The sequence below is a fragment of the Aeromonas enteropelogenes genome (assembly GCF_000819845.1).
GTDB classification, from domain to species: Bacteria; Pseudomonadota; Gammaproteobacteria; order Enterobacterales; family Aeromonadaceae; genus Aeromonas; species Aeromonas enteropelogenes.
Window position 1 is genome coordinate 511945 of sequence record NZ_CDCG01000037.1, and the last position, 15228, is coordinate 527172.

The 15228-nt window shown below is 58.2% G+C and carries 17 protein-coding genes; 10 read left to right on the forward strand and 7 right to left on the reverse strand.

Annotated features, from left to right (window positions below; all coding sequences use genetic code 11):
- Nucleotides 1–50: 50 nt before the first annotated feature.
- Both BN1123_RS15090 and BN1123_RS15095 read right to left on the reverse strand, forming a co-directional pair.
- Complete coding sequence (locus tag BN1123_RS15090; protein WP_042027997.1) at nucleotides 51–611, reverse strand: DJ-1 family glyoxalase III; 561 nt, start codon at nucleotides 609–611, stop codon at nucleotides 51–53.
- A gap of 22 nt (nucleotides 612–633) precedes the next feature.
- The gene (locus BN1123_RS15095) at nucleotides 634–1575 is read right to left on the reverse strand and encodes a ketopantoate reductase family protein (protein ID WP_042028000.1); all 942 of its coding nucleotides are present in this window, start codon (nucleotides 1573–1575) and stop codon (nucleotides 634–636) included.
- Between the two features lie 200 nt (nucleotides 1576–1775).
- Here BN1123_RS15095 and BN1123_RS15100 point away from each other — a divergent pair, with 200 nt between their 5' ends.
- Nucleotides 1776–2258: a YajQ family cyclic di-GMP-binding protein gene (locus tag BN1123_RS15100; protein ID WP_026456001.1), complete on the forward strand. Its 483-nt coding sequence runs from the start codon at nucleotides 1776–1778 to the stop codon at nucleotides 2256–2258.
- Nucleotides 2259–2351: 93 nt separating this feature from the next.
- Here the strand turns inward: BN1123_RS15100 and BN1123_RS15105 are convergent, their stop codons facing one another.
- From BN1123_RS15105 to BN1123_RS15125, 5 genes are all read right to left on the reverse strand, one after another.
- Nucleotides 2352–3158: a nucleoside-specific channel-forming Tsx family protein gene (locus tag BN1123_RS15105; RefSeq protein ID WP_042028004.1), complete on the reverse strand. Its 807-nt coding sequence runs from the start codon at nucleotides 3156–3158 to the stop codon at nucleotides 2352–2354.
- Nucleotides 3159–3314: 156 nt separating this feature from the next.
- Entirely contained in the window at nucleotides 3315–4694 is a 1380-nt protein-coding gene (locus BN1123_RS15110; RefSeq protein WP_042028006.1) for an AmpG family muropeptide MFS transporter, read from the reverse strand.
- 161 nt (nucleotides 4695–4855) lie between these two features.
- Nucleotides 4856–5431 carry a peptidylprolyl isomerase gene (locus BN1123_RS15115; RefSeq protein WP_026456004.1) on the reverse strand — a complete coding sequence of 192 codons (576 nt, stop codon included), beginning with the start codon at nucleotides 5429–5431 and terminating at the stop codon, nucleotides 4856–4858.
- Between the two features lie 2 nt (nucleotides 5432–5433).
- Entirely contained in the window at nucleotides 5434–6018 is a 585-nt protein-coding gene (locus BN1123_RS15120; protein ID WP_026456005.1) for a YajG family lipoprotein, read from the reverse strand.
- A gap of 18 nt (nucleotides 6019–6036) precedes the next feature.
- Complete coding sequence (locus BN1123_RS15125) at nucleotides 6037–7170, reverse strand: methyltransferase (protein ID WP_042028008.1); 1134 nt, start codon at nucleotides 7168–7170, stop codon at nucleotides 6037–6039.
- Between the two features lie 204 nt (nucleotides 7171–7374).
- Here BN1123_RS15125 and BN1123_RS15130 point away from each other — a divergent pair, with 204 nt between their 5' ends.
- The 9 genes from BN1123_RS15130 to nqrM all read left to right on the forward strand — a co-directional run bounded on the left by BN1123_RS15130 (nucleotide 7375) and on the right by nqrM (nucleotide 15220).
- The gene (locus BN1123_RS15130; protein WP_042028010.1) at nucleotides 7375–7680 is read left to right on the forward strand and encodes a BolA family protein; all 306 of its coding nucleotides are present in this window, start codon (nucleotides 7375–7377) and stop codon (nucleotides 7678–7680) included.
- Nucleotides 7681–8122: 442 nt separating this feature from the next.
- Nucleotides 8123–9466, forward strand: a complete 1344-nt coding sequence (locus BN1123_RS15135) for a Na(+)-translocating NADH-quinone reductase subunit A (protein WP_026456008.1) — start codon at nucleotides 8123–8125, stop codon at nucleotides 9464–9466.
- Nucleotides 9467–9469: 3 nt separating this feature from the next.
- Nucleotides 9470–10699 carry an NADH:ubiquinone reductase (Na(+)-transporting) subunit B gene (locus BN1123_RS15140; protein WP_026456009.1) on the forward strand — a complete coding sequence of 410 codons (1230 nt, stop codon included), beginning with the start codon at nucleotides 9470–9472 and terminating at the stop codon, nucleotides 10697–10699.
- Entirely contained in the window at nucleotides 10689–11477 is a 789-nt protein-coding gene (locus tag BN1123_RS15145; RefSeq protein ID WP_026456010.1) for a Na(+)-translocating NADH-quinone reductase subunit C, read from the forward strand. Before BN1123_RS15140 ends, BN1123_RS15145 begins: the two co-directional genes overlap by 11 nt.
- On the forward strand, nucleotides 11470–12102 hold the full coding sequence (locus BN1123_RS15150) for an NADH:ubiquinone reductase (Na(+)-transporting) subunit D (protein WP_042028012.1): 633 nt from the start codon (nucleotides 11470–11472) through the stop codon (nucleotides 12100–12102). Before BN1123_RS15145 ends, BN1123_RS15150 begins: the two co-directional genes overlap by 8 nt.
- Nucleotides 12103–12105: 3 nt before the next feature.
- The gene (gene nqrE / locus BN1123_RS15155; protein ID WP_026457917.1) at nucleotides 12106–12702 is read left to right on the forward strand and encodes an NADH:ubiquinone reductase (Na(+)-transporting) subunit E; all 597 of its coding nucleotides are present in this window, start codon (nucleotides 12106–12108) and stop codon (nucleotides 12700–12702) included.
- 17 nt (nucleotides 12703–12719) lie between these two features.
- Nucleotides 12720–13943: an NADH:ubiquinone reductase (Na(+)-transporting) subunit F gene (gene nqrF, locus BN1123_RS15160; RefSeq protein WP_026457916.1), complete on the forward strand. Its 1224-nt coding sequence runs from the start codon at nucleotides 12720–12722 to the stop codon at nucleotides 13941–13943.
- A 3-nt stretch (nucleotides 13944–13946) separates the two neighbouring features.
- Nucleotides 13947–14984, forward strand: coding sequence for an FAD:protein FMN transferase (locus BN1123_RS15165; protein ID WP_042028013.1), 1038 nt, complete (start codon nucleotides 13947–13949; stop codon nucleotides 14982–14984).
- Nucleotides 14985–14995: 11 nt separating this feature from the next.
- Entirely contained in the window at nucleotides 14996–15220 is a 225-nt protein-coding gene (gene nqrM / locus BN1123_RS15170; RefSeq protein WP_026458096.1) for a (Na+)-NQR maturation NqrM, read from the forward strand.
- Nucleotides 15221–15228 lie beyond the last annotated feature (8 nt).

Below are 15228 nucleotides of genomic sequence, written 5' to 3' on the forward strand. Positions count from 1 at the left end.
CCCGCCGTGATGGCGGGAGCCCGTTTTGCAGAAAGGCATCATGTCCTGCCTTATGGCAATACCATGGGGGCCGCAACGCGCTCGGCCAGGGCATCATCGTGCAGCACCCGCACCAACTCGAGGGCAAATTCGATAGCGCTGCCCGGTCCCTGGCTGGTAATGAGGCGGTGAGCTTCATCCCTGACCACCCTGTCCGTTGCCAACTGTGCAGCCGGCAGCTGAGACTGGAAGCCGGGATGACAGGTGACCCTGGCCTCCCCCAGCAAACCGTGATGCTGCAGCACCACCACGGGAGCCGCGCAGATGGCGGCCCGCCAACGGCCGAGAGCGGCCTGCGCTTTCAGCAGCTCGATGGCAAGCGGCGTATCGCGGATCACCTCGCTGCCGGGCAGGCCACCGGGCACTACAATCGCCTCGAAGTCGCGGATTGTCAGCTCGTCGAGATGGCAATCCGCCACCAGTTGCACCCCGCGAGAGGCCCTGATCTGGCGCTCACCAGCCGGACAGCAGGAGGCGAACACTACCTCTATACCGGCCCGCACCAGAGTATCGACGATGGCCACGGTTTCAATCTCTTCCGACCCCGGGGCCACCAACACCAGTACACTCATCCTCACCTCCTTGCCTTTAGGCTCACGCCACCTGGCTCTTCTCTTTAATCGCCTGATAGAGCCCCTGATTGACCGGCACGGCAATGCCATGCTTTGCCGCGCTGGCCAGCAGGAACCCCGTGATGGCGTCGATCTCGGTCTCCCGCTTCTGCTCCATGTCCTGATGCATGGAAGAGTTATTATCGGCGGTCAACTCCACCACAGTCATCACCCGGCGCAGCAGCTCTTCGGTCGTGGTCGGCATGCCCTCGGCGCACATCACATCGGCTACCTCGACACAGACCTGTTGCAGGGTATCGGCAAAACGAGGCCCCGCCAGTTCGCCGTTTTTCAACTTGTGCAGCGCGGTCAGGGGATTGATGGCACAGTTGATGGCCAGCTTCTGCCACTGACGGGTCCGGATCTGCTCGTCCCAGCCCGCCTGGCCGAGGGCCAGCGCCAGCTCATCGGCCAGCGCGGCATGGGCTCTGGCGGCCTCGTTGACCGGGCCAAGCCAGGTCTCGCCCTTGCCGGTGTGGCGAAACACGAAGTGACCGCTCTTCATGGCGCCATGGCTGGTGACACCGGCGATCACCGGATTGTGGGGAAACAGGACGACGACCTGCTCGGCAATGCCCATGCCGTTATGCAGCAGCACGATGGGCACGCCGGCCGCCAGCTTGCCGACCAACGGTGTCAGTGCCGCGATCACCTGATTGGCTTTGGTCATCACCAGCAGGCGCTGGATCTGTCCCGGTTTGCCGACGAATCCGCGTTCGATGGCGAGCAGCTGGGTGTGCCCCTCTAGGGAGGTGAAGTCGATACCCGGGTGCAGGGTTGATTGATGGTGATCCCGCAACAAGACGCGGGTCGGCTGACCACTTTGGGTGAGCAAGGATGCAAAAACGCCGCCGAGGGCGCCACAGCCCAGCAGGGTCCATTGAGGTGTCGAAGGCTGTCGAGAATTCAGTAATCCGCTTGGCATGATGTGACTCAATCGAGGTAAGGGCTGCAATCCTCTCAACCTGTTACCTGGGATAAGTGAAGATGTCGCTGGCGGACACTAACGGGTCCGGCCACTCCTGTGCGCAGGGGATTCTAGCAGAGCGGTCCCATCAAAATCAGCAAATTTGCCCGTTTTCTGGTAGATTTGCCCCCCGATAACGCAACATGAGGAGCCCGGTTATGCCGTCATTCGATATTGTCTCTGAAGTCAAAATGAACGAGGTGTTGAACGCCGTCGACAACGCCAATCGTGAACTGGCCACCCGTTTCGATTTTCGTGGGGTAGAGGCCAGCTTCGAGTTGAACAAGGAAGAGGTGAAACTGGAAGCGGATGCCGATTTCCAGCTCAAGCAGATGGTTGAAATACTGCGCAATGCCCTGCTCAAACGCAATATCGAAACCAGCTCCATGGAAGTGGGTGATTCGGTGCATTCCGGCAAGCGCTTCCACCTGAACGTCAAGTTCAAGCAGGGTATCGATAAGGAAGTGGCCAAGAAGCTGGTCAAGCTGATCAAGGATTCCAAGATCAAGGTTCAAGCCGCCATTCAGGGCGACGAAGTGCGCGTCACCGGCAAGAAGCGTGACGATCTGCAGGAAGTGATGGCCATGGTGCGTGGCGCCGAACTGGGCCAGCCGATGCAGTTCCAGAATTTCCGCGACTGATTGGCCCGGGCGCTTTCTCTCTTCGCGCCCATCCAATCGGTCAGAAATAAAAAACCGGAGCCAAGGCTCCGGTTTTTTGTACTCCAAGTTCGATTAGAACTTGTAGGTAACAGAGAAGTAGTGACCGAAACCGGTGGTTTTCAGACCGTAAGTACCGTTCTGGATACCATAGATATCGTTGAAGTACTTCAGACCGTAACCAACAGCGTAACGGTCAGAGTGCCAGTACAGACCATTGAACATGGCGGTACCGTCAGTAGAGCTGTCCTTGGCATCAAACAGGTGATCCAGGTAGCCCTGATAGGCCAGGAAGCTGCCGTTGGAGAAGGTATAGAAAGGCTTGAACCAGTTCATGGAGAACTGATAGCCGTTCCAGCCTTGCTCACCATCGCCTTCGTTCACGTGACGCGCATACAGGTTCATGCCGACTTTGCCGAACCAAGGCACTTGTACGTCAGCACCCAGACCAGTCATGGCTTCGAACAGGCCATCCGGACCACCAACGTTAACCAAGTTGGCGATGTACAGCTCTTGTACCGGACCAAAGGAGAGATCTTTGCCAGTCATGGCATCGATGGACAGGCGCGGAGCAAACTTGATGAACAGGTTGTCACTGTCATGTTTGTCGTCATGCTTGCTCTGGAAGATATCGAATACGTCGACATAACCGTACAGATCGAAGATACCGGAACGGCCGCCAAACTCCATTTCGAAGTAGGTATCGTTGTAGCCACCTTCGGCATCCTTGTAAGGCAACTGATCGATGGTATGCATTACGTTGAACTGCATCCACTTGTAATCGTTCTTGTGGATGTCACCGCTGTAGTCAGCAGCGAACGCCGGAGTGGCAGCAGCAGCCAGCAGGCCGGCAGCGATCAGAGTCTTGGTAAATTTGGCCATTTTATTGGTCTCTTGTGTGTTAGTTGAGGTTTTCCGTAGCCTGCCCACAAGGAGCGAATGGGATTCTAATCAAATAAAATAGGGGGAGAAACAACTTCTGGGGAACTTTCTTTGGAAGTGTGAATCTAATCACCCCCGCTTTAACGCAAACGCTTGCTATTTGTTCGGTATTGAGAACAACGACTCCCCTTTTCTCGCTACCAACACGATCAACAGCAGCACAGGCAGCCCCAATAAACCGGTTCCCACGAAGAAGACACTGTAGCCGACCTGCTCCACTATCTGGCCGGAAAACCCCGCCAGCAGCTTGGGCAGCAGCAACATCACAGAGCTGAACAACGCATATTGCGTCGCCGAAAAGGCGACATTGGTGAGACTGGAGAGATAGGTTACAAAGGCGGCGGTAGCGATCCCGGCGCTGAGGTTATCCAGCGAGATGATCAGGGTCAGCAGCTCCAGGTTGTGGCCCACCTGGTTGAGCAGGGCAAACAGCAGGTTAGTACTGGCAGTCAGCAACGCCCCCAGGAACAGAATGCGCAGGGTGCCAAAGCGCATCACCAGCACGCCCCCGAGTGCCGCCCCCACCAACGTCATGATGACGCCAAATACCTTGGTAATGGTGGCGACTTCGGTCTTGCTGAACTGCATATCCACATAGAAGCTATTGGACATAACCCCCATCACCACATCCGCCACCCGATAGCAGGCAATGAGCGCCAGGATCAGCAGCGCCGAGCGACCGTAACGGTGGAAGAAGTCGGCAAAGGGGCACCAAATGGCCTCATAGGCCCAGGCCCCCGCACTCGCCAGCGGCAATGGCCACCCCTTTGCCAGCAGGCAGGCCTTGCGATCGGCTTGCTGCTGATCCTGGGTAGCCTGGTCGATCTGCGGTTCATGGCAAAAGAGGGTGGTGATGATGCCAAGAGACATCATCACCGCCATCAGCAGGTAGGTTATCTGCCAGCCGCGATAGTCATAACCCACGTTGCTGCCAAACCAGGCTGCCAGGGCCAGCGCTCCCGCCCCCGCCATGATCATCGCCAACCGGTACCCTGTCATGTAAGAAGCCGCCATGGCCGCCTGCAACCGCTCCGGCGCAGATTCGATGCGATAGGCATCGATGACGATATCCTGGGTCGCCGAGGCAAAGGCCACCAGCAGGGCAAACAGCGCCAGCTGCGCCAATCCGGTCTTGGGATCGCAGAGCGCCATGCCAACCAGGGCTCCCGCAATTAGCAACTGGGAGAAGAGCATCCAGCTGCGACGACGTCCAAGCAGCCTGGAGAGCAGCGGCAACGGCATGCGATCCACCAGGGGGGACCACAGCCACTTGAAGCCATAGGCCAGGGCGACCCAGCTCATATAGCCGATGTCGGTCAGGCTGACATCCGCCTCGCGCAACCAGAACGACAGGGTGCCAAAGACCAGCAGCAAGGGCAGACCCGATGAAAAGCCCATGGCAAAGAGGATCAGCACTCTGGCTTCGAGATAGACGGCGAGCGAGTCTCGCCAGCTCGGTTTGCGGATCATGTTCAACTACCTGACGGATCTTGGAAAAGTGGGCCATTTTGGCAGGTTAGGTCCGGATAGCCAAGGCAGGGCCAAACGGCAGACAAACAAAAAGCCCACCCCGGAAGGGGGTGAGCCTTGCATCCTGCAACAAGGATTATCGCAGGGCCATCAAGGGTAGATAAGGGTTACTTGCCCGCCTTCTTGTCGGCTCCGCTCTCGGCCAGCAACACCACTTTCTTCAGTATGATGGGGCTGGTCGGCACGTCGTTGGCACGCAGGATAGAGCTGTAGCCAGTCTGCACCTGGGCCAGCTTGTCCAGCACCTCCATTCCCTGTACCACCTGGCCAAACACGGTGTAGCCGGCACCGGCATTGGCGTTGAGGTTGTTGTTGTCCACCAGGTTGAAGTAGAACTGGCGGGTCGCGCTGTCGACCGCCTGGGTACGGGCCATGGCGATGGAACCGCGCTTGTTGGGCAAGCCGCCACGGGATTCGTTGACCACGGGCTCATAGGTCGGCAGCTGCTGGAACTGCTGGTTGTAGCCGCCCCCTTGTACCACGAAGTTCTGGATCACCCGGTGAAACAGGCTGCCATCGTAACTGCCGTCCGCCACGTAGCGCAGAAAGTTCTTCACCGTCTGGGGCGCCTGCTTGGGCGCCAGCTCCACCACGATATTGCCGTGGTTGGTCTCCATTCTCACCTGTGGGCCGGCAAATGCCAGCGGAGTGACCAGCATGGCCAGCAACCAGAGTTTTTTCATGTTCAGACTCCTGCGCCGCTCGGTTGACCCTTCAGATAGCCACGCAGGGCCTCATCCGCCATGATCTGCTGCAATACGTTGCCCAGTTGCAGGTTCAGAGTGGATTCCAGATCCGCCATGCTCGGCTCGCCCGGTCCCTCTTTGCTGGAGGACATGTTGAACTGTTTGGTCAGACGGTTGCCCTGAAAATCGGCGATCACCTGCAGGCTGACCCGGGATTTGGTGACATAAGTGAAGGTCTTCTCTTCCACATTGACCGCCGCAGTCGAGATAACCAGGGTCAGGTTGGTGGTGCCGCTGTTGCCCACTTCGAGCCCTTGGCTGCGCAGCCCCTCGGCCAGCTTCTCTGCGACCAGCAGATTGAGCGGACGCTCGCTGTTGACCAGCACGGTGGCCTTCTCTTTCTTCTTGATGGAGAAGACATAGGCAGCCTCACGCTTGTCTACCCCTTCCATGGTGATCCGGTTGCCCGAGTAGTATTGCTGGTTGGCCGGCACGATCTGCGGATTGAGCAGCGCCGTCTCGGGCCAATGGGTTGCGCACCCGCCGAGCATCAGGGCGGCCAGCAGCAAGAGTGACTTTTTCATCATGAACTTCCTTTGACGTTAGCGTTTGATGGCTTTCAAAATAACGAATTTGCTGTTTGACGCAACGACTTGTGCGTTGGCAAACAAGCGCTTGAGTTTATTGTGATAATCTAGATGACGGTTGCCTACTATCCAGAGTTCCCCCCCTTTGGGCAACACCCGGTGGGCATCGCAGAACATCTGCCAGGCGATATGATCGGTGATCGCCTGCTGCTGATGGAAGGGCGGGTTGCAGAGGATCCGATCCGCCGCCCCTGTCTCGACGCCATCCAGACAGTTGTTGACCATGAAGCTGGCCCGCGGCAGCGCCTCCGCCAGGTTGTGTTCGACGTTGAGCCGTGCCGACGCCACCGCCATGTAGGACTCGTCGACGAAGGTCACCTCCACCTCGCTGTCCCGTGCCAGCAGCGAGAGTCCCAGCACACCGTTGCCACAGCCCAGATCGATCACCTTGCGCGCGCTATGTATCGGTAGATTGTCCAGCATAAAGCGGGCGCCAATATCCAGACTGGTGCGCGAAAAGACGTTGGCGTGGTTGTGGATGAGCATGTCGGTACCCTCCAGCGGCCAGACGGTGGGGAACGGATTGGCCAGCGCTGGACGCTTTTCCTGCGGCTCACAGTGGATGAGACGCGCCTTCTTCCAGGCGAGCGACGTCCGGGTTGCCCCCAGGTATTTCTCGAACAATTTGAGGGTGGAGGTGTGAATGTCCTTGGCCTTGCCGGCGGCGATGATGCCGGTGGCGGGCGTCACCACCTGACGCAGGGCCAGCAGTTGTTGCTCCAGCAGCGCCTGGTATTTGGAAACCTTGATCACCACCAGTGCCGGCGCCTCGGGCAGGGGCGCCAGCGCATCCTGCAGCCGGATGCCGTCGGTATCCAGCCCGTTTTCGGTCAGGTTGGCCAACGTGGCCCGCTCGCTGATATAGGAATCGGTGACGCTGACGGGGGAGTAACCGTGCAAAAATGCCGCCAGGGCGCCGAATCCATCGTTCATGATGATGACGGGCCCTGCCTGTTCCAGGGGGGACTCAGCCAGGGTGTTGATCAGATATTCGTCGGCCGCATCCCAGGCTTGCAGGGTTTCCTGGCTCAGGCGCGGGTAGCGATAGAGGGTCAGCTGGCAATGGGGAGTGACAAGAAGGGTTTCCATAGGATGAGTCCAACCTCGGCTTGATTCGGGTAACAGGCGCCAGGGGCGACGCAAAGTGGCGCTATTCTAGCGGGGTAGAGGAATTTCACCAGTTCGAGCCGCCATGACGGCGTTCCCGGGCCATATTTCTCTCCATAAGGGGACTTATTCCGCCAGGCAACTGCCGATAGAATGGCCCCACGTTCACTTTCTGGAAGCATCCTGATGACCATGCAACAACACATTGAAGCAAAACTGACCGCCGCCCTCACTCCCAGCCTGCTGGAGGTGATCAACGAGAGCCATATGCATCGTGTTGAGCCCGGCTCCGAGAGCCACTTCAAGGTGGTCATCGTCAGCCCGCAATTTGAAGGTCTGCGTCTCCTGGCCCGTCATCGCCTGATCAATGAAGTGCTGGCCCCCGAGCTGGCCGGCCCGGTACATGCCCTGGCACTGCATACCTACACAGAGAGCGAATGGCAGCAAAAGGGCCAGGCACCGCGCACCCCGAGCTGCGTCGGCAAACCCTGACGCGGCCAGAACAGGAGAGTTCCTGCATCCCTCTGCCATCCCGCCTGCAAGTCATTGGAAATGGGGCGATAAAAAGCCCCATATGAGAATAATTCGCAAACAAAACTGCCGGATTATCTTTTCTAATCAATATTTTCAACAATAAGATTACCCCCATTGGGGTATTCAAATAAAAAAACCTTTAAAACCACGGTTTACGAGGGGTTCACCCCCTTATTCAGGAGAGGTTAATTTTGTGATGGCACAGGGATTTTACCCATTTGTCATGGCAGAAAATGAGTCATAAGTGGTAAACTCAAGCGCTTTTGAGTGACCCCGCATATTGGATGATCGCCAGCGCTGTTTACTGGTTGCAACGGCAATATCGTCACTCGACCACCCGTCGTGATGTATTTCTCGGCGCTAACCAACCTCTCTTCCCGTAACGGTAGTGCAAGTAAGTATGATTACAATCAAAAGAGGACTGGACATCCCCGTGCTGGGTGCGCCAGAGCAAGTAATCTACGATGGCCCCGCCATCACCCGTGTTGCTACACTGGGCGAGGAGTTCGTGGGGATGCGACCTACTATGTTCGTCAAAGTAGGTGATCGCGTCATCAAAGGTCAGGATCTCTTCGAAGACAAGAAGAATCCCGGCGTTAAATTCACAGCTCCTGCCACCGGTGTGGTTTCAGAGATTAACCGTGGTGCCAAACGTGTTCTTCAGTCCGTGGTCATCGACCTCGACGGCTCGGACGAACAGGTGACCTTCGAGCACTTTGCCTCCGCCGAGCTGGCCAAGCTCGAACGCAGCAAGGTGCAGGAGATCCTGCTCGCCTCCGGTCAGTGGACTGCGCTGCGTACCCGTCCGTTCAGCAAGGTTCCCGCCGTTGGCTCCGCCCCGCGCGCCATCTTTGTGACCGCGATGGACACCAACCCGCTGGCAGCCAATCCCGAGCTGATCATCAAGGAACAGTCCCAGGCGTTCCTCGACGGTCTGGCCGTGCTGACTCGCCTGACCGATGGCAACGTCTACGTCTGCAAGGGCGAAGCCAGCCTGCCTCACTCTCCCCTGGCCCAGGTCAAGGAAGAGATCTTCGTCGGTCCTCATCCTGCCGGTCTGCCTGGCACCCATATCCACTTCCTGGATCCGGTCAGCAGCACCAAGGTGCAGTGGCACATCAACTATCAGGACGTGATCGCCTACGGCAAGCTGTTCACCACCGGCCAGATCTTCACCGACAAGGTGATCGCCCTGGCAGGTCCGAACGTGCTCAAGCCGCGTCTGCTGCGTACCCGTCTGGGTGCCTGCATCAGCCAGATTACCAACAACGAGCTGCGTGCCGACGAAAACCGCATCATCTCCGGTTCTCTGCTGAGCGGTGCCAAGGCCGACGGGGTTCACGACTATCTGGGTCGTTACCACAATCAGGTCTGCGCACTGGGTGAAGGTCGCGAGAAAGAGTTCCTGGGCTGGATCAACCCCAGCGCCAACAAGTTCTCCATTACCCGCACCACCCTTTCTCATCTGATGAAGGGCAAGCTGATCAACTTCACCACCACCACCAACGGTAGTGATCGTTCCATGGTGCCTATCGGCAACTATGAGCGGGTGATGCCACTCGACATCCTGCCGACCCTGCTGCTGCGGGACATGATCTCTGGCGATACCGATGGTGCACAAGCACTGGGCTGCCTGGAGCTGGATGAGGAAGATTTGGCCCTCTGTACTTTTGTCTGCCCCGGCAAGACCGAGTACGGCCCTATCTTGCGTGAGTGCCTGACCAAGATTGAACTGGAAGGTTAAGCGATGAGTTTCAAGCAACTTCTTGAAAATATGGAACACCACTTCGAGCCGGGTGGGAAGTACGCCAAGTACTACGCCCTGTTCGAAGCGGCGTATACCCTGTTCTATACCCCGGGTTCCGTAACCCGCAATGCTGCCCACGTTCGTGATGCGCTCGATCTGAAGCGCATGATGATCATGGTGTGGCTGGCCGTGTTCCCGGCCATGTTCTGGGGCATGTACAACGTCGGCAACCAGTCCATTGCCGCGATTGCCCATCTGGGTACCGCCGCCGGTGCCAGCAGCTGGCAATATGCGCTGGCAACCATGCTGGGTGCCTCCCTGGATCCGGCCGTGGCCGGTGTCGGCAGCAAGATGCTGATCGGCGCAGCCCACTTCTTCCCGATCTACATCACCGTCTTCCTGGTCGGTGGTTTCTGGGAAGTGCTGTTCGCCATGGTGCGCAAGCACGAGATCAACGAAGGCTTCTTCGTGACCTCCATCCTGTTCGCCCTGATCGTGCCGCCCGAGCTGCCCCTGTGGCAAGCTGCCCTGGGTATCACCTTCGGTGTGGTGATGGCCAAGGAAGTGTTCGGTGGTACCGGCAAGAACTTCCTGAACCCGGCCCTGGCGGGTCGTGCGTTCCTGTTCTTCGCCTACCCGGGTCAAATCTCCGGCGACGCAGTCTGGGTTGCCGTTGACGGTTTCTCCGGTGCGACCGCCCTGAGCCAGTGGGCCCAAGGTGGCCAGATGGCACTGATCAACAGCGCCACTGGCGAAGCCATCAGCTGGATGGACGCCTTCCTGGGTAACCTGCCGGGTTCCATCGGTGAAGTTTCCACCCTGATGATCCTGCTGGGCGCCGCCATGATCGTGTACATGCGCATCGCCTCCTGGCGCATCATCGCCGGCGTGATGGTCGGTATGATCGCGACTTCCCTGCTGTTCAACGTCATCGGTTCCGACACCAACCCCATGTTCAACATGCCGTGGCACTGGCACCTGGTGCTGGGTGGCTTCGCCTTCGGTATGGCCTTCATGGCGACCGACCCTGTCTCCGCAGCCTTTACCAACAAGGGCAAGTGGTGGTACGGCGCACTGATCGGCGTCATGGTCGTGCTGGTTCGCGTGGTCAACCCCGCGTTCCCGGAAGGCATGATGCTGGCCATTCTGTTTGCGAACCTGTTTGCTCCCTTGTTTGACCATTTCGTCGCTCAGGCAAACATCAAGCGGAGGATTGCTCGTGGCGTTTAATAAAGATTCAACCCTCGGCACCGTCAGCGTGGTGACTGGCCTCTGTCTGGCCTGTTCCATTGTGGTATCCGTTGCCGCCGTTGGCCTGCGTTCTACCCAACAGGAGAACAAGGCACTGGACAAGCAGAGCAACATCCTCGCCGTTGCCGGTGTGGACATCAGCGATGTCGCCAAGCGCGACATGGCCAAGCTGTATGGCGACAAGATCGAAGCCCGCCTGGTGGATCTCTCCACCGGTAACTTTGTTGACGGCGATGCCGACAACTTCGATACCAAGCAGGCTGCCAAGGATCCGGCCAAAAACATCCGTCTGGCTGCGGCCGACGACAAGGCTGGCCTGCGCCAGATCTCCAAGCTGATCCCGGTGTTCTTCGCCAAGGACAGCGAAGGCAAGATCGATAGCATCATCCTGCCGATCTACGGTCAGGGTCTGTGGTCGACCATGTATGCCTTCGTCGCCGTTGCTCCGGATGGCCAGACCATCAAGGGCATCACCTACTACGACCACGGTGAAACCCCGGGTCTGGGTGGCGAAATCGAAAACCCGGCATGGGAAGCCCTGTTCAAGGACAAGAAATTGTTCGATCAGAACGGCATGCCCGCGCTGCGCGTGATCAAGGGCCATGCTCCGGCTGGCTCTGAGCATGAGATTGACGGTCTGTCCGGCGCTACCCTGACCGGTAACGGCGTACAGCACACCTTCGACTTCTGGATGGGTCCCAAGGGCTTCGGTCCTTTCCTGGCCAAGGTTCGTGCAGGAGAAATCAACAATGGCTGACAAGAGCGAAATGAAAAAGTTGCTGTTGACGCCTGTGCTCGGCAACAACCCCATCGCCTTGCAGGTGCTGGGTGTCTGTTCCGCACTGGCGGTTACCAGCCAGATGAAGACAGCGTTTGTAATGACCCTCGCGGTCATGGCGGTCACCGCCTTCTCAAACCTGTTCATCTCCCTGATCCGCAACCAGATCCCCAACAGCGTGCGGATCATTGCCCAGATGGCGATCATCGCCTCACTGGTTATCGTGGTTGACCAGGTGCTCAAGGCTTATGCCTATGAGATCTCCAAGCAGCTGTCGGTATTCGTGGGTCTGATCATCACCAACTGTATCGTAATGGGTCGTGCCGAAGCCTACGCCATGAAGAGCGCCCCGCTGCCCTCCTTCCTGGACGGTATCGGTAACGGTCTGGGCTATGGCGCCATTTTGCTGAGCGTCGCCACCGTGCGTGAACTGCTGGGCTCCGGCACCTGGTTCGGCCTCGAGCTGATGCCGCTGGTGAACAACGGTGGCTGGTATGTACCGAACGGCCTGCTGCTGCTGCCGCCGAGCGCATTCTTCATCATTGGTCTGATCATCTGGGGCGTTCGCACCAAGGATCCCAAGCAGGTGGAGGCAAAGGATTAAGGTATGGAACACTATCTGAGTCTGTTGATTCGTTCGATTTTCATCGAAAACCTGGCACTCTCCTTCTTCCTGGGGATGTGTACCTTCCTGGCGGTGTCCAAGAAGGTCAAGACCTCCATGGGTCTTGGTATTGCCGTTATCGTGGTGCAAACCATCGCCGTACCGGTCAACAACCTGATCTACAACTACGTGTTGAAGGCTGGCGCCCTCTCCCCCGATCTGGACCTGAGCTTCCTGAGCTTCATCACCTTCATCGGTGTGATCGCGGCCCTGGTACAGATCCTGGAGATGGCGCTGGATAAATACTTCCCGGCCCTCTACAACGCGCTCGGCATCTTCTTGCCGCTCATCACCGTGAACTGCGCCATCTTCGGTGGCGTCTCCTTCATGGTGCAGCGTGACTACAACTTCGTCGAGTCTGTGGTCTACGGCGTGGGTTCAGGTGCAGGCTGGATGCTGGCGATCGTTGCGCTGGCGGGTATCCGCGAGAAGATGAAGTACTCCGATGTTCCGGAAGGTCTGCGTGGCCTCGGCATCACCTTCATCACCGCCGGCCTCATGGCGCTGGGCTTCATGTCCTTCTCTGGTATCTCCCTGTAATCGGAAAGGAACGATAGATGGAAATTATTTTGGGTGTGGTCATGTTTACCGTGATCCTGCTGGCACTGGTGGCAGTCATTCTGTTCGCCAAGTCCAAGCTGGTGACCGCGGGCGACGTGACAATCAGCATCAACGGTGACCCGGCCAAGGCTGTGACCAGCCCGGCCGGTGGCAAGCTGCTCGGCGTGCTGGCCGGCAGCGGTATCTTCGTCTCCTCCGCCTGTGGTGGTGGTGGCTCCTGCGGCCAGTGCAAGGTGCGGGTGAAGTCCGGTGGCGGCGACATCCTGCCGACCGAACTGGATCACATCAGCAAGGGCGAGGCCCGTCACGGCGAGCGTCTGGCCTGCCAGGTCACCGTTCGCGGCGACATGGACATCGAACTGCCGGAAGAGATCTTCGGCGTGAAGAAGTGGGAATGTACCGTCATCTCCAATGACAACAAGGCCACCTTCATCAAGGAGCTCAAGCTGCAGATCCCGGATGGCGAGAGCGTACCGTTCCGCGCCGGTGGTTATATCCAGATTGAAGCGCCGGCTCACCACGTCCGCTACAAGGACTTCGATATTCCCGAGGAGTATCGTGGTGACTGGGATCGCTTCAAGATCTTCGATCTGGAGTCCAAGGTTGACGAGCCGATCATCCGTGCTTACTCCATGGCCAACTATCCGGAAGAGTTCGGCATCATCATGCTGAACGTGCGGATCGCGACTCCGCCGCCCAGCAACTGGACTGCCCCTCCGGGACAGATGTCCTCCTACATCTTCAGCCTGAAGGCGGGTGACAAGGTGACCATCTCCGGTCCGTTCGGCGAGTTCTTCGCCAAGGACACCGACGCCGAAATGGTGTTCATCGGTGGTGGTGCGGGTATGGCGCCGATGCGCTCCCACATCTTCGACCAGCTGCGCCGTCTGAAGACCAAGCGCAAGATGAGCTTCTGGTACGGTGCCCGTTCCAAGCGCGAGATGTTCTATGTCGAGGACTTCGACATGCTGGCCGCCGAGAACGAGAACTTCACCTGGAACGTCGCCCTGTCCGATCCGCAACCGGAAGACAACTGGGACGGCTACACCGGCTTCATCCACAACGTGCTCTACGAGAACTATCTCAAGAACCACGAGGCGCCGGAAGATTGCGAGTTCTACATGTGTGGTCCTCCCGTGATGAACGCCGCCGTCATCAACATGCTCAAGGATCTGGGCGTTGAAGACGAAAACATCCTGCTGGATGACTTTGGTGGTTAATCCATGCACAGCGTTGTAAAGACCTGGCTAGCCTTCGGGCTAGCCTTTTTCTTGACTGGGTGCGGTCAGGAAACGGTCCAGAGCAAGCCGGAGATCCATATCACCGGCAGCACCATGGGAACCTACTACTCCATCAAGGTGGCGGATGACGTCATCAGCGATCCGGCCAAGTTGCAGGCCGAAGTGGATGTGCTGCTGGAGCGGGTGAACGATCAGATGTCGACCTATCGTCCCGATTCCGAGCTCTCCCGCTTCAACCAGCATCGTGACTCCACACCGGTCGTAGTGTCGCGAGACACCGCTCGAGTCGTCACTGAGGCCATTCACATTGGCCGTGAGAGCCAGGGGGCGCTGGACGTCACCGTTGGCCCCTTGGTCAATCTGTGGGGCTTTGGCCCGGATAAACGGCCGACCAAGGTCCCGAGCGACGAGCTGATCACCCAGACCCGTCAGAAGACCGGGCTCGGCAATCTGCATGTCATCACCTCCGCCGATGCCGATACCCTGCAAAAAGATGTGCCGGATCTCTACGTGGATCTGTCCGCCATCGCCAAGGGGTTTGGCGTCGACAAGGTGGCCGAATACCTGGAGTCCCTGGGGGCCCGCAACTATCTGGTTGAAATCGGCGGCGAGCTGAGGATCAATGGCGTCAATGGCAAGGGCCATCCCTGGCGCGTGGCCATCGAGAAACCCACCGCGGGCACCGGCACGGTACAAGAAGTGATAGTCCCGGGTGACAACGGCGTTGCCACCTCCGGCGATTATCGCAACTATTACGAACTGGATGGCCAGCGTTTCTCCCACACCATAGATCCGCGCTCCGGCAAGCCGATCCAGCATCGTCTGGTGTCGGTCACCGTGATCCACCCCTCCTGCATGACGGCGGATGGGCTGGCAACCGTGTTCATGGTGATGGGGACCGAGAAGAGCCTGGCCTACGCCAACGAACGTGGACTGGCGATCTTCGTGATCACCAAGACCGACAAGGGTTTTGAAGAGGCCTACTCCGACGCCTTCAAGCCCTATCTGGTTAAAAAGTAAGAGGCAGCAACATGCAGATTTTTCTGATCACCTTCGGGGTGTTTCTGGCGGTAGTAGTGGCCATGGCCATCGGCTACATCTTCCAGAAGAAGAGCATCTCCGGCTCCTGCGGTGGCCTGGGCAGCGTGGGCATCGAGAAAGAGTGCGATTGCCCCGAACCCTGTGACAACCGCAAGAAGAAGATGGCCAAAGAAGAGGCCCGTCGCAAGATGCTGGAAGAGAACCGGATCATCTGAGCGCCTGG

Coding starts and splice junctions, on each gene's coding strand:
- BN1123_RS15090 (WP_042027997.1), bottom strand. CDS start 611: ATGAGTGTACTGGTGTTGGTGGCCCCGGGGTCGGAAGAGATTGAAACC.
- BN1123_RS15095 (WP_042028000.1), bottom strand. CDS start 1,575: ATGCCAAGCGGATTACTGAATTCTCGACAGCCTTCGACACCTCAATGG.
- BN1123_RS15100 (WP_026456001.1), top strand. CDS start 1,776: ATGCCGTCATTCGATATTGTCTCTGAAGTCAAAATGAACGAGGTGTTG.
- BN1123_RS15105 (WP_042028004.1), bottom strand. CDS start 3,158: ATGGCCAAATTTACCAAGACTCTGATCGCTGCCGGCCTGCTGGCTGCT.
- BN1123_RS15115 (WP_026456004.1), bottom strand. CDS start 5,431: ATGAAAAAACTCTGGTTGCTGGCCATGCTGGTCACTCCGCTGGCATTT.
- BN1123_RS15120 (WP_026456005.1), bottom strand. CDS start 6,018: ATGAAAAAGTCACTCTTGCTGCTGGCCGCCCTGATGCTCGGCGGGTGC.
- BN1123_RS15125 (WP_042028008.1), bottom strand. CDS start 7,170: ATGGAAACCCTTCTTGTCACTCCCCATTGCCAGCTGACCCTCTATCGC.
- BN1123_RS15130 (WP_042028010.1), top strand. CDS start 7,375: ATGACCATGCAACAACACATTGAAGCAAAACTGACCGCCGCCCTCACT.
- BN1123_RS15135 (WP_026456008.1), top strand. CDS start 8,123: ATGATTACAATCAAAAGAGGACTGGACATCCCCGTGCTGGGTGCGCCA.
- BN1123_RS15140 (WP_026456009.1), top strand. CDS start 9,470: ATGAGTTTCAAGCAACTTCTTGAAAATATGGAACACCACTTCGAGCCG.
- BN1123_RS15150 (WP_042028012.1), top strand. CDS start 11,470: ATGGCTGACAAGAGCGAAATGAAAAAGTTGCTGTTGACGCCTGTGCTC.
- nqrE (WP_026457917.1), top strand. CDS start 12,106: ATGGAACACTATCTGAGTCTGTTGATTCGTTCGATTTTCATCGAAAAC.
- nqrF (WP_026457916.1), top strand. CDS start 12,720: ATGGAAATTATTTTGGGTGTGGTCATGTTTACCGTGATCCTGCTGGCA.
- BN1123_RS15165 (WP_042028013.1), top strand. CDS start 13,947: ATGCACAGCGTTGTAAAGACCTGGCTAGCCTTCGGGCTAGCCTTTTTC.
- nqrM (WP_026458096.1), top strand. CDS start 14,996: ATGCAGATTTTTCTGATCACCTTCGGGGTGTTTCTGGCGGTAGTAGTG.